Annotated in this window: 7 protein-coding genes and 4 pseudogenes; 6 read left to right on the forward strand and 5 right to left on the reverse strand. The window is 45.9% G+C overall.

The window, feature by feature from the left end:
* Nucleotides 1-169: 169 nt before the first annotated feature.
* Nucleotides 170-1384 carry an ISL3 family transposase gene (locus HUN05_16460; protein ID WDP86517.1) on the forward strand — a complete coding sequence of 405 codons (1215 nt, stop codon included), beginning with the start codon at nt 170-172 and terminating at the stop codon, nt 1382-1384.
* Nucleotides 1381-2118, forward strand: a complete 738-nt coding sequence (locus tag HUN05_16465; protein WDP86518.1) for a LysM peptidoglycan-binding domain-containing protein — start codon at nt 1381-1383, stop codon at nt 2116-2118. The genes HUN05_16460 and HUN05_16465 overlap by 4 nt, the downstream gene beginning before the upstream one ends.
* A 373-nt stretch (nt 2119-2491) precedes the next feature.
* On the opposite strand, the pseudogene tadA reads toward HUN05_16465, so the two are convergent.
* Nucleotides 2492-4302 (reverse strand): annotated as a pseudogene (tadA, locus tag HUN05_16470) (Flp pilus assembly complex ATPase component TadA).
* Between the two features lie 395 nt (nt 4303-4697).
* Here tadA and HUN05_16475 point away from each other — a divergent pair.
* A pseudogene (locus HUN05_16475) lies at nt 4698-5909 on the forward strand (IS256 family transposase).
* A gap of 410 nt (nt 5910-6319) precedes the next feature.
* Complete coding sequence (locus HUN05_16480) at nt 6320-7438, forward strand: ISAs1 family transposase (GenBank protein ID WDP86519.1); 1119 nt, start codon at nt 6320-6322, stop codon at nt 7436-7438.
* Between the two features lie 193 nt (nt 7439-7631).
* Here HUN05_16480 and HUN05_16485 read toward each other — a convergent pair whose 3' ends face one another.
* On the reverse strand, nt 7632-8843 hold the full coding sequence (locus HUN05_16485) for an IS256 family transposase (GenBank protein ID WDP86520.1): 1212 nt from the start codon (nt 8841-8843) through the stop codon (nt 7632-7634).
* A gap of 209 nt (nt 8844-9052) precedes the next feature.
* On the opposite strand from HUN05_16485, the pseudogene HUN05_16490 reads away from it, so the two are divergent.
* Nucleotides 9053-9935, forward strand: a pseudogene (locus HUN05_16490) (EamA family transporter).
* 34 nt (nt 9936-9969) lie between these two features.
* A pseudogene (locus HUN05_16495) lies at nt 9970-10381 on the forward strand (hypothetical protein).
* Nucleotides 10382-10444: 63 nt separating this feature from the next.
* On the opposite strand, the gene HUN05_16500 reads toward HUN05_16495, so the two are convergent.
* The 3 genes from HUN05_16500 to HUN05_16510 form a co-directional block, all read right to left on the reverse strand.
* A complete protein-coding gene (locus HUN05_16500; GenBank protein WDP86521.1) occupies nt 10445-10633 on the reverse strand; it encodes a 4Fe-4S binding protein in 189 nt (62 codons plus the stop codon).
* A gap of 109 nt (nt 10634-10742) precedes the next feature.
* Nucleotides 10743-11696 carry a hypothetical protein gene (locus tag HUN05_16505; GenBank protein ID WDP86522.1) on the reverse strand — a complete coding sequence of 318 codons (954 nt, stop codon included), beginning with the start codon at nt 11694-11696 and terminating at the stop codon, nt 10743-10745.
* A 5-nt stretch (nt 11697-11701) separates the two neighbouring features.
* On the reverse strand, nt 11702-13981 hold the full coding sequence (locus tag HUN05_16510; GenBank protein ID WDP86523.1) for a cysteine synthase: 2280 nt from the start codon (nt 13979-13981) through the stop codon (nt 11702-11704).
* Nucleotides 13982-14053: the final 72 nt, after the last annotated feature.

Raw genomic sequence — 14053 nt, forward strand, 5'->3', positions numbered from 1 at the left:
CTATGCTTTATCAAATTTTAGGTTCATCAGAAAATCGCGTACCTGGACTGAGAAACATCACTGGGAAGGCAATAACACAGTAAGGATTTTTATGCTTGAAATGATGGTGTGAACATGATCATGTTCTAATTTTTTTGTGTTATTCGCACAAAAATCGGAGAATGAATTAATGTCCACAAGCTTCATATACCATGCCTTTGGCCTTCGTGACTACTTTTATAAAACAACGCGTTTCATCGGTGGAATAATCACTTTTGAACTCATACCAAAACCGGAGGCGGTAAAATGCCCGGAATGTAATTCCAGGTCCGTCACCAGGAAAGGGATTGTGACAAGAGATCTCAGAACAATACCGGTAGGTTCAAAACCCGTGATTCTCAGGACGGCTATCCAGAGAATTTGGTGTTCGTTCTGTCAATTTGTCCGGCAAATCAAACTATCCTTTGCCCAGGAGGGGAAAAGCTATACCCGGGCTTTTGAACGGTATGTCTTGGAGTTGTCTCAGTTCATGACAATCAAAGATATTGCCATCCATTTAAGGATCAGCTGGGATACGATAAAGCAGATCCAGAAAGAAGACCTGCTGAGGCGTTATCGAAAAATCCCCCTTGAGAAAGTCCGGCAGATTGCCATAGATGAAATTTCCATAGGGAAAGGGCATAAATACTTGACCATCGTGATGGATCTGGAATCCGGTAGAATTCTGCACGTGGGAGAAGGAAAAGGTGGTGAAGCTTTGAAATCTTTTTGGACAAAAGTGAAAATATCGAAAGCAAAAATCAAAGCCGTCAGCATCGATATGTCCCCGGCATACTTGAGTGCTGTTATTGAAAATCTTTCTGGTTCAGCAATTGTCTTTGACAGATTTCATGTTGTTAAATTGTTCAATGAGAAACTGTCGGATTTCAGGCGAAAGCTCTACAACCTTCTTGCCAATACCGGGCAACAAAAACTTCTGAAGGGAGTCCGGTGGCTTTTGTTAAAAAATCCCGAAAACCTCAGTGATGACAAGAAGGAGGCCCAACGGTTAGAAGAAGCATTGAAAATAAATCAGCCGCTATTGGTAGTCTACTACATGAAAGAGGAACTCAGGCAAATATGGAATCAAAAGAAAAAAGAAACAGCTGAAAAGATAGTCAGCAATTGGATCAATCTGGCCAATATTTCCAAAATTCCAATGTTGATGAAATTTGCCAAGACCTTGGCTGTGCACAGGCAAAGAATCCTTTCATACTATGATTACAGGATATCTACAGGTCCTTTAGAAGGGACAAATAACAAGATAAAAACCATGAAACGGAAAGCTTATGGATACAGGGATTCGGAGTTTTTCAGGTTGAAACTTTTGGACCTTCACAATAAAAGGTACGCATTAATCGGATGAACCAAATTTTAAGAGTCATATCCATCTGGACAATGGTTTTATTATTGGTCCCGGTTTCGGGGATATCTGCCTGGGCCCAGGCACCCCAGCCGTTTGACACAGATGAGGACCAGGGATTTTACTATACCATCCAAAAGGGAGACACCCTTTGGGATCTCTCCCAAAAATTTTACAGCTCCCAATGGGACTGGCCGGGATTGTGGGAAATAAACAAAGAGATCAAAAACCCCCACTGGATTTATCCTGGAAATAAAATCAGGGTCTATCTCAAATCAGCGGACAAACAGCCCCTGCCCCAGCCAGCGGTACAACCTGCCAAGCCCAAGGTTGCGGTCGCCCCAAAATTCAACTATCCAGGAATTGACAAGGTCGGATTTATCAAGAACACCCAGGAAAACAGTCTGGGAGAGATTATCCGGGAAAGAGACGGCAATCTGATGATGTCTGCCAATGATATCATCTATATCAAACCCACAGGTGTGGGTGCCCTGATTCCAGGGGCAATCTACCAGATTTTCACCACCGAACCTGTGCGAGAAAAAACTGGCAGCACCGTTTTTACCGGCATAAAGCATCTGATCAAAGCTGAAGTTGAAATCCTGGAAAACAAGGTGCAGTATGCCAGGGCAATCATTAAAAAATCCTATAGGGACGCCACCGTGGGAGACAAAATCATGGCCTTTTACAAGAGAGAGTCCATGTTGCCGGTCCAGCCCGCCCCCTGCCCCCATTGATGCCGTCATTCTTTGTTCTGAAGACAATACCGTCACGGTCAATGATTACAGGATCGCATTTATCAACAAGGGAAAAGAAAGCCGGATACGCCCCGGCCAAATTTACTCTGTCTTCCAGACCCAGAAAAACAAGTCGGTTTATGATGGTACAGATACAATTGATCTTGACCCCTTAAAATCCGGAAAACTCATTGTTTTGCACACAGAGGATACCAGTTCAACCGTGGTGATCCTCTCCTCTAAGAGGGATATCCACCCCGGGGATATGGTAAATTAACCCAGATTACTCCCAAAAAAGCCAAAAGCAACCTGCCAACGAACACAGCTCAGGGCGCTCGAAAAACAGATTTTCCGGTATGGTGGGTCTCACCTGTTATTGGTCCCAGGTGACCCTGAGGATCTCCTGGTAGGTGGTCTGCCCCTCAAGCATCTTTTTGATCCCGCTTTCCCTGAGAAGCACCATTCCCTCCTGCCTGGCCTTTTCCTGGAGCTGACCAATGGTGGCATCACTGGAGGTCAGCCGCTTTAAGGTATCTGAATAGGGCAAGATCTCATAAATGCCTGTCCGCCCACTGTACCCTGTGTTTCTGCATTTAACGCACCCTTTTCCGTGCTTGAGCTGCAGCGTTCCGGTCTGGGAAACGCAAAGGCCCAGGTCTTCAAGTTCTGCAGCATCCATTTCAAAGGACTGAACACAATGGGGGCAGATTTTTCTGACCAGGCGCTGGGCCACCACCCCGATAAGGGAAGAATGCACAAGATATGGGGGAATTCCCAGGTCCAGCAGGCGGAAAATCGTTGACACCGCATCATTGGTATGGAGGGTGGAAAGAACCAAATGCCCGGTAAGTGCGGCCTGGGCAGTCTCAAGATCCCGGATTTCCCCCACCATGATGATATCCGGGTCCTGCCTGAGAATATTTCTCAACACCGATCCAAAGGTGACATTAACGGCCGGCTGGATCGCGATCTGGTTGAACTCCTCATGGATCATTTCAATGGGGTCTTCAATGGTGGTGATATTGACCTCGGGTGAAGAAAGCATACGCAGGCTGGAGTAGAGGGTGGTTGACTTGCCTGACCCTGTGGGGCCTATGACCAGAACGATCCCGAAAGGCATGGTGATCAGTTTCTTGTATGCCTGAAAATCCGTTTGCTGGAACCCGAGCATTTCAAGATCCTGGAACAAAATATCCGGGTCCATGATCCGCATGACCACTTTCTCCCCGAACGCCACCGGAATGGTGGAGACCCGGATCTCGATCTCAACCTCAGCCTTGGCCATTTTTATCCGGCCGTCCTGGGGACGACGCTTTTCAGCCATATCCAGTGCGGACAAATTTTTTATACGGCTGACCACTGCATTGTGAAGCTTTTTGGGCAGTTTGTAGACCGTATGAAGGGCCCCGTCAATCCGCATCCGCACAAGACAGATGTCCCGTTTGGATTCAATGTGGATATCACTGGCCTTTTGATCAAAGGAATAGGTGAACAGATGATTCACGGCATTGACGATATGCTGATCTGTCGAGGGAAACTCATCCATGGCCGAAAGGCTGACAAACTGCTCAAGATTGCCCAGATCAACCCCTTTTTTGGCAAAAAGATCTTCAGCCGCTGAAATGGAATACTGAAACCCGAAAAACTCATGGATAAGCTTGGTGATGTCGGTTCTGGAACTGACAATGGTTTTCACCTTTAGTTTCGACGCCTATTCCACATCCACGATGGCCTCGTGGTTAAAGGGATCCGGGGTGGCCACCACCAGCTTGCCAGCCTCCATTTTCAAGGGCAAAAGCAAATGCTTTAATGCAAAAGATTTTGAAATGGTGCCTGTGACCAGGTTTAACTCAAGTTTTAAAGGGTCAATCTTTTTATAGGGCAGGTTCCAGGATTCGGCCAGGGTTTTGTAGACCAGGTCTTCATCAATGATTTTTTCAGGCGAGTCCAGCCGGTTCAGCCGTGAATAGAGTAACACATCAATAAAAGAAAACTCTGACAGGGCCTTTTGCCTGTCTAAAGGGGTCATTTTTGCCCCCCCCCGGCATTGGCCACAAGGGTCTCCCTGATCTGCCGCTCGCCTCTCAGCAGTTCTCTTGCCTGGTCCGAAGAGATCAGCCGGGCTGTAATCAATGCCTGACAGACCGCCTTTGAACTCAATTGCTTTTTAGAGACTGAATACATGAACACCCTTTCGATGAAATTAAAATTAAATCCTCATGATTTTATATATGATCGCGGATCGGAATGTAAACCCCCAAAAGATGAGACACCCCCAAATCCACCGCCTAATTTCATTTTTGTTTAAATATGGGGATGTTTTGTGCTTTCCTGGCCACCAGGCGGTACCATATTGCGGCGCCAAGCGAGCGACGAGAGAGGTGTATAAGTCATACTCCGCAGGGAGGAGCAAACCCAGGCAACGAAGAAGATGATATTTTGATGGTAGATCAGGGACACAGGGTCATCGCATGTAACTTTTATTAAGATTCGTCCTTACCCGGCTGGAATGAGGGCGTTCAAAATTCTGTGTCAGTTGAATGAAAGCTGATATACTCAGCTAAATAAGGAGAACTGACATGACCGAAGAAAACACCGAATTTGATTTTCAAAAAGCCCTTAAAGGCATCCAGGAAGGTAAACCCTTCACAGGTAAGGGCGGCGTCCTTACATCATTAATCAAAAATCTTGCTGAAGCTGCTCTTGAAGGAGAGTTGGAGTCCCATCTCGGGCAGGAAGTTTCTGCCAACCGCCGTAATGGAAAAAGCAAAAAGACCATTAAATCCCTGGATGGTAAATTTGAGCTATAAACCCCGCGTGACAGTGCCGGAACCTTCTCTCCACAGATCGTCAAAAAACATCAGACAACGCTCAGCGATGAAATTGAAAGAAAGATAATAGCCCTTTACGGCCTGGGCATGAGTTATAATGATATGGCTTCCCATTTACAGGAAATCTATGGACTTGAGATTTCAAATGCCACTCTGAGCACCATTACCGATAAAATCATCCATACCGTCAAAGAATGGCAGGCCAGGCCGTTGGAAAATGTGTACCCAATCGTATGGCTTGATGCCATACATTATAAAGTACGAGAAAACGGAAAGGTCCGCAGCAAAGCCGTTTACACAATTCTTGGGGTGAATATCGAGGGCCGCAAAGAGGTTCTTGGGCTGTACATATCCGAGAATGAGGGTGCGAACTTCTGGCTGCAGGTGTTAACAGACCTTTCAAACCGAGGGGTAAAAGATATCCTGATTGCCTGTGTTGATGGTCTAAAAGGTTTTCCCGAGGCCATTGAGACCATATTCCCGGACACAGAAGTTCAACTCTGCGTAGTCCACCAGATCCGAAATTCATTGAAATACGTTGGTTCCAAAAATAAAAAGGAATTTATGGCAGATCTAAAACGTGTTTATAAAGCGGTCAATAAGGATCTGGCCGAAGAAGAACTGGATATCTTGGAAAATAAATGGAATGACAAATACCCGATTGTGATAAAATCCTGGCGGAACAACTGGGAACGCCTCAGTCATTTCTTTAAATATCCAGAAGAGATTCGACGGATAATATACACCACAAATACCATTGAGGCTGTGCATCGACAGTTTCGAAAACTGACCAAAACAAAGGGATCATTCCCGAACCAGGACAGCCTGTTAAAGCTGCTTTACACGGGGATCCAGAACGCCAGTAAAAAATGGACAATGCCGATTCAAAATTGGTCACTGACAATTTCCCAGTTGGCAATTTTCTTTGAAGGCCGGCTGGATAAAGAGCTGGGAATTTGATAGGGATTTATTTACAGATGGAAAAGATGGTTCCAGGAACTCCACTCCAGCAAAAGTCAACTCCTCCGACGTGGCTGATTGAAGGTCCATTCTCGGACCTGACTTTTACTTCCGCTGGCGCTGAGGCAGATCCGGGAACCGAAACCGTGACACAGAATTCTGAACATTCCCGCTGGAATAGGTGAGGGGGATTCCGTTAAATCTTAAGCGGTCGTCCTGACCGCTTAAGAAGCGGAAATGATCGGACCTATGCCGTCCTGGCGGGCCGCTCATTTACGCCACTCCACCCCCTTCACCCTATCCCAGCCTGGCTCTCCTGGCTTGCTATAGTATATGAGCATCGAACAAAATTTTCCTAGACATCGCTGCACAGATACGATATATATGGCAATAAACACAAGGAGTTGCCAATGAACGAAAAAAAATCTCTTGAAACTTTTTTTGACAATATTGAGGACCCCAAACACCACAATAAGCTTCATAATTTAATTGATGTCGTCATCATCGCAATTTGTGCGGTAGTTGCTGGCGCAGACACTTATGAGCAAATTGAAAACTTTGGCAAAAAGAGAAAAAGGTGGTTGTCAAAATTTCTAAGCCTTCCCCATGGGATACCCTCCCATGACACCTTTGGCAGAATTTTTGAAAGGATGAACCCGAATGAATTTCAGAGCAGTTTTATGCACTGGGTTCAGTCGGTTGCAAAGATGACCAAAGGTCAAGTCATTGCAATCGACGGCAAAACTCTAAGGCGTTCACACGATACCTCCAATGATAAGAAAGCCATTCATATGATCAGTGCGTGGGCTTCGTCTAATAAAGTGGTTTTAGGGCAATTAAAAACCGAAGAAAAATCAAATGAAATTACGGCCATTCCAAATCTTTTAAAACTTTTAGATATCTCGGGCTGCATTATAACCATTGATGCCATGGGCACTCAAAAGAAAATCGCTGAAACCATAATAAACAAAGGGTGTGACTATGTCCTTGCCCTGAAAGAAAATCATAAAACCTTGCATGATGAAGCGGTACTTTTTTTCAATAAAATGGAAGAAATGAAAAATCAGGGGTACCAGTTTAATGAACAGACCAGTGTTGACGGAGGGCACGGTCGAGTCGAAACGCGCAGGGCTGTGATAACCTCTGATATTGATTGGTTTGAAGATAAAAAAAGTTGGAAAGGTTTGAAAAGTATTGGAATGATTGAATCCACCCGGGAAATGGACGGCCAGATCAGTCATGAAAAGCGATATTATATATCGAGCCTGGATAGCGACCCCAATATTTTTGGTAATGCTGTCAGGAGGCATTGGGGAATTGAAAATTCAGTGCATTGGGTATTGGATATTGCGTTCCGTGAAGACGAAAGCAGAGTCAGAAAGGGGAACTCTCCTGAGAATTTTGCAGCGATTCGGCACATTGCATTAAATTTATTACGGAACAATAAGACATTTAAAGGGAGTGTAAAAACCAAAAGGTTGAATGCTGCTATGGATATCAAATATCTGGAGGAAGTTATGTTTGGATGATACTTGAACCAATCAAACTATAGGGAATGTTCAGAATTCTGTGTCACGGTTTCGGTTCCCGGATCTGCCTCAGCGCCAGCGGAAGTAAAAGTCAGGTCCGAGAATGGGCCTTCAATCAGCCACGTCGGAGGAGTTGACTTTTGCTGGAGTGAAGTTCCTGGAACCATCTTTTCCATCTGTAAATAAATCCCTATCAAATTCCCAGCTCTTTATCCAGCCGGCCTTCAAAGAAAATTGCCAACTGGGAAATTGTCAGTGACCAATTTTGAATCGGCATTGTCCATTTTTTACTGGCGTTCTGGATCCCCATGTAAAGCAGCTTTAACAGGCTGTCCTGGTTCGGGAATGATCCCTTTGTTTTGGTCAGTTTTCGAAACTGTCGATGCACAGCCTCAATGGTATTTGTGGTGTATATTATCCGTCGAATCTCTTCTGGATATTTAAAGAAATGACTGAGGCGTTCCCAGTTGTTCCGCCAGGATTTTATCACAATCGGGTATTTGTCATTCCATTTATTTTCCAAGATATCCAGTTCTTCTTCGGCCAGATCCTTATTGACCGCTTTATAAACACGTTTTAGATCTGCCATAAATTCCTTTTTATTTTTGGAACCAACGTATTTCAATGAATTTCGGATCTGGTGGACTACGCAGAGTTGAACTTCTGTGTCCGGGAATATGGTCTCAATGGCCTCGGGAAAACCTTTTAGACCATCAACACAGGCAATCAGGATATCTTTTACCCCTCGGTTTGAAAGGTCTGTTAACACCTGCAGCCAGAAGTTCGCACCCTCATTCTCGGATATGTACAGCCCAAGAACCTCTTTGCGGCCCTCGATATTCACCCCAAGAATTGTGTAAACGGCTTTGCTGGCGACCTTTCCGTTTTCTCGTACTTTATAATGTATGGCATCAAGCCATATGATTGGGTACACATTTTCCAACGGCCTGGCCTGCCATTCTTTGACGGTATAGATGATTTTATCGGTAATGGTGCTCAGAGTGGCATTTGAAATCTCAAGTCCATAGATTTCCTGTAAATGGGAAGCCATATCATTATAACTCATGCCCAGGCCGTAAAGGGCTATTATCTTTCTTTCAATTTCATCGCTGAGCGTTGTCTGATGTTTTTTGACGATCTGTGGAGAGAAGGTTCCGGCCCTGTCACGCGGGGTTTCCAGCTCAAATTTACCATCCAGGGATTTAATGGTCTTTTTGCTTTTTCCATTACGGCGGTTGGCAGAAACTTCCTGCCCGAGATGGGACTCCAACTCTCCTTCAAGAGCAGCTTCAGCAAGATTTTTGATTAATGATGTAAGGACGCCGCCCTTACCTGTGAAGGGTTTACCTTCCTGGATGCCTTTAAGGGCTTTTTGAAAATCAAATTCGGTGTTTTCTTCGGTCATGTCAGTTCTCCTTATTTAGCTGAGTATATCAGCTTTCATTCAACTGACACAGAATTTTGAACGCCCTCAAACTATAGGCACTTTACAATATTTACATGCGTGAGCCCTGATCAGGGACATCATACCCCTTGACTTTTTATCCATTGTCTGCGCAGATATTCTGTTTTGATTTGCCGGGTGTTTACCCCAAATCCCTTGAAGCAGAATCCATGACCTATATAAAATTATTGATGACCGCCTTTTTCTGGGGCGGTACCTTTATTGCCGGGAAAAAACTTGCCGGGCATGTGGATCCCTATTGCGCTGCATTTTTAAGATTTGCCATTGCCTCTTTTTTCCTGGTCGGCCTGACCCTGAAAACCCAGGGCCGGCTTCCCAAAATCAACCGCCGTCAGGCCGTGATCATTTTTTTTCCGGCCTTTTGGGCATATTTGCCTACAATCTGTTTTTTTTCTCCGGCCTGACCTTGATCAATGCCAACCGAGCATCCTTGATCATTGCCACCAACCCTATCTTTATCAGCCTTGCCTCGGCCCTGATTTTTAAAGAGCGGTTAACCGGATTGAAAATCTGTGGTCTTGTCCTCTCGGTTTCAGGGGCCTTTGTCATTATTTCTGGCGGCAGTTTAACCCAAATATTTGAAACCGGCATCGGCCGAGGCGAGCTTGCCATTTTCGGGTGTGTCGCTTCCTGGGTCTCCTATTCCCTGCTGGGCAAATCCCTGATGAATGATCTGTCCCCCCTGGTATCGGTCTGCTACTCTTCTCTGGCAGGCACCCTGATGCTCCTATTCCCAGCCTGTTCAAAGGACTTTTGGGAAATATTCCCGGATACGGAATCCAGGAATGGAGCAGTTTATTTTATCTTGGATTTTTCGGAACCGTCCTGGGATTTTACTGGTATTACCAGGCGATCAAATCAATCGGTCCCATGAAATCAGGGGTGTTTATTAATTTTGTTCCGGTTTCAGCCCTGATTTTATCCTATTTTATCTTGGATGAATCCGTGACCCGTGAAATTATTATCGGTGCAGTTTTGGTGGTCACCGGGGTCTATTTGACCAATTTTTCAAAATCTGCACCTAGGTCATAGCCCCCAGTCTTAACCTATGCCAAAGGAGCCTTATATGTTCACCCAAGCCATTGTAAAACAACCGTGCAAAAATATGGTCAAAGGCATCAGCAAATCCGGCCTTGGTCTGCCCGACTATTGCCTGGCAAAATCCCAGCACCAGCATTATGTCAGCACCCTTAAAGCCTGCGGATTAACTGTCACGGTGCTCGAAGCAGATGAGGCCTATCCGGATTCGGTCTTTATCGAGGATACCTGCCTTATCCCAATTCACCATGCTTGAAGTTGCTCCAGACGAATCCTATGCAGCCAATTGTGTGTGGATCAACGAAAAGGTCATTATCCCTTCAGGATTTAAAAAGACCTGTGCCATGATTCAAAACAAAGGATATGAGACCATTGAAGTGGATGTATCGGAATTTAGAAAACTGGACGGGGGGTTGAGCTGTCTTTCTTTAAGATTTTAATCAAAAAAAAAATGCCGGGTACCTGAAAGCACCCGGCATTTTTTTTGACAAAAAAGAAACGAATTAATCCTCTTCTACAACAATCGCATCTTCTTCACATACTTCAACGCAGCTTTCGCAGCCCATGCATTCTTCAGCATTGACAGGAACTGATTTCTCATCTTCCATTTCAAATACTTCTACAGGACAAACGTCTACACATTCTTCACAACCAACACATTTGGATTGGTCAACAATCGGGGTAAATGCCATTTTAATAGCCTCCTTAGATTAATGGTACAATTTTATAAACTCATTTTTTAAATTTATACCTGATTTAAAAAACGCTTTTACAACATATTTTTTGATAAAATCAAGTCTTTTATGAGTTTAGTTCCACCAGGCAGACACCAACCTGCCTGCCTGGTATATTTAATTTCCTGTTCAGCTCTCCTCCGGGAAATAGACAAAACCGAATCCGGCCCGACAAAGAGCAGCACGAATTGCTGTTTTCAAAACCTGTCTCAGCCAGGGTTCCGGTCTCAAGAATCCTATCAAAAATTGCATAAAGTTCTTTTTGCCATCTCTCCTTTTGGTCACAATCATTGTGATGCACTTTTATGGATTCAATGTCAAGCCCATTTATCACCTGATCCGCATCTTCAATCAACCAGTCCAGAACCGCCTGGCTTGTGGTTAAAAGCAGGCAGGTCTCATCATCCAGCAAAGACAGCCCGGCTTCGGACGCAACCTTAGACCAGGCCAAAATTCTCTCTTGGGTTCGTTGTCTGCCCGGATCATCTCCCCCCTCTTTAAGGTCAGCATCGTCCAGAGGATCAATCTCACCTTTGAGTTCGGCAAAAAGCGCGGAACTGCTGGTTTCAATATCCGTCAATTCTTTTTGAATGGCCTCGTTTTCCTGATCCCAGATTTGGGCAAACCTCAAAAAAAGCAGGGGATCTTTTTCTTTAGTTCCCTCCTGAAGCACGGGGCGGTCATTCATTGCGCAGCGGATTTGGGAAAGGATGGCTGTGGGGCCTGAATCATCTTTAAGATAATCCGTTTCCCGCGCCAGGGCCTTGAGATTTCTTTCATTTCCCTTGTGGATCTTTGCCCATTCCACATAGGATTTCACCTTTTTATCAACCTCAGCAGCCCTTTGTTCTGGGATGGGCAGAAGATGAATCAGGCCTGAATCTTTCATCTTTGAAATACGATCCCCAGATTCTGTTTCTCGGCCCAGGCTCAAAAGTCCGACACCTGAAAAAAAACACTCCAGGGTAGACGCCTGCACCTCACTCAAATGGGTAAAGGGAAAAAAATAAAACGTTTTCATTGCACTCACACCTTTTTATCATGGACAAGGACCCCCATGGATTCAAGCTTCTCCCGAATCATGTCCGCAGTTGCCCAATCTTTTTCCCGGCGGGCAGACTCACGGTCTTTAATAAGAGAATCCACATCCTCTGGATATTCCTTTTTTTGACTAAAATCAAAGATATTCAGCACCGCATTAATATCTTTAAAACAGCGGCGCAGCCGTTCTGCACCGCCGGGGCCGATATGGTTTTTACTGATCAGGCGGTTGATCTTTTTCACACTGGATAAGAGCCCGGAGACCAGGGTGGGCACTTTTAGGTCGTCTGCCATGGCCGACATCATGCCCTGGCGTATCTCATAGGTAATTTCCTGGATTTCACCCTCATTTGAGACCCCGGTCACAGCCCCCAGGGTATTGATGCACCGATTGATCTTGGCCAGGGTAAATCCGGCATCCTCAAGATTTTTACGGGAAAGGACCAGAGATTTCCGATAATGGGCCGACAATAGCCAGAACCGGAGAGTCTTCATATCCCATCCCTGGTCGACCAGTGTTTCCAGGGTCAGGGTTTCAATATCATCGGCGTCCAGAGAGCCGTCATAGCGGACCGGATCACAATGCATCCACACCCGGGCAAAATCCTTGCCCGTGGCCGCCCTGGCAATGGCGATTTCATTTTCATGGTGGGGGAAAATCAACTCCCGGCTGCCGGTATGGATATCAAACCCGCTGCCCAGATACTTTAATGAAATGGCGGCACATTGGAGGTGAAGTGAGGGCCTGACATTGCCCCACTCGGTTTTAATCCCCACACCCTGTTTAAGTTCGGAAAGCTTCACCCGTTTGAGCAGGGTAAAGTCCCTTGGGTTCTGTTTTTCATACTCGTCCAAATCCACGGTGGCCCCGATACGGATCTTATTGACATCCACCTTGGACAATTGACCGTAGCCGCTGAGACTGGAAAGATCAAAATACACCGAGTGCAGTTTTTCATAGGCATGATTTCGGTTGATGAGTTTCCGGGCAACATCGGTCATCTCTGAAAAATGATCTGACACCTTTGGATAGGATTGGGCCGGCCGTATGCCAAGCCCTGCAAGGTCGGACAAAAAACCTTCCAGATAGGGCCGGGTAAAGTCATCAATGGATAATTTTGCATCCCTGGCCCCTGCGATGGTCTTGTCGTCATAGTCTGTGATGTTCACCACATGGTTGACCTTAAAGGCCTGGTATTCAAGATAACGCACCAGAAGATCGGTAAAAGCATACCGCCTGAACTGGCCGATGTGAAGCCGTTTGTGGATGGTGGGACCGCAGGTATAGACACCGATATCGGCATCCTCGTCCGGGCCAAAGGATTCTTTTTTACAGGAGAGAGAATTGTACAGGCTCAGATGGATATCTTTTTTCACTGAAAACAGTTCAGTGGACAGGTACCGTTCTCCTGAATCCGGGAAAATGGCCACCACCACCCCCTGCTGAATCCGCTTGGCCTCTTCAACGGCCACCGCAAGAGCAGCACCAGAACTCATGCCCACAAAAAGCCCCTCAACTTTCGCCAATTGCCTGGCCGCCTCAAAGGCGGTATTATCATCAACGTGAACGCTTAAATCCAGCAGAGACTTGTCAAAAATTTCCGGGGTATAGGACTCTTTCATGTTTTTAAGTCCCTGGATTTTGTGCCCAAGATAGGGTTCGGCACAAACAATATTAATATCGGGATTCTTCTGTTTTAAATACCGTGACAGCCCCATAAGCGTGCCCGAAGTCCCGACCGTGGCCACTACGGAATTGACACGCCCCTGGGTCTGGGCCAAAATTTCAGGACCGGTTGTGTGATAATGGGCCTTCCAATTGGCCTCATTATTGTACTGATCCGTAAGAAAATAGGTGTCTGGATTCTCCCTGGCCAGGCGGTAGACCTCTTCAATGGCCCCGTCCGATCCAAGATGCCTGGGGGTGAGTATGATTTTGGCCCCCCGGGCCCTTAAAATCCGTTTTCTCTCTTCACTGGCATTTTCAGCCATGGCCAGGGCAAGCTTATACCCCTTTACCGCACAGATCATGGCAAGCCCGATCCCTGTATTCCCCGAGGTCGCCTCGATCACCGTCTTTTCCGGGGTAAGCGCTCCGCTGGCCTCTGCCTGGTTGATCATGTACAAGGCGGCCCTGTCCTTGATTGACCCGCCCGGGTTCATATATTCGAGTTTGGCAAACACCCTTACCCCGGGAACCGGGTTGAGGTTTCGTATTTCCACAAGCGGGGTATTACCGATTGTATCGATGATTGAGGAGATCATCCGGGTCCTTTCATCACTGGCTGTGCAACCATTAATTTACGCCATTGTTCTTGACTTTTAACCTATAAAATG

Source organism: Desulfobacter sp. (genome assembly GCA_028768545.1).
GTDB lineage: Bacteria > Desulfobacterota > Desulfobacteria > Desulfobacterales > Desulfobacteraceae > Desulfobacter.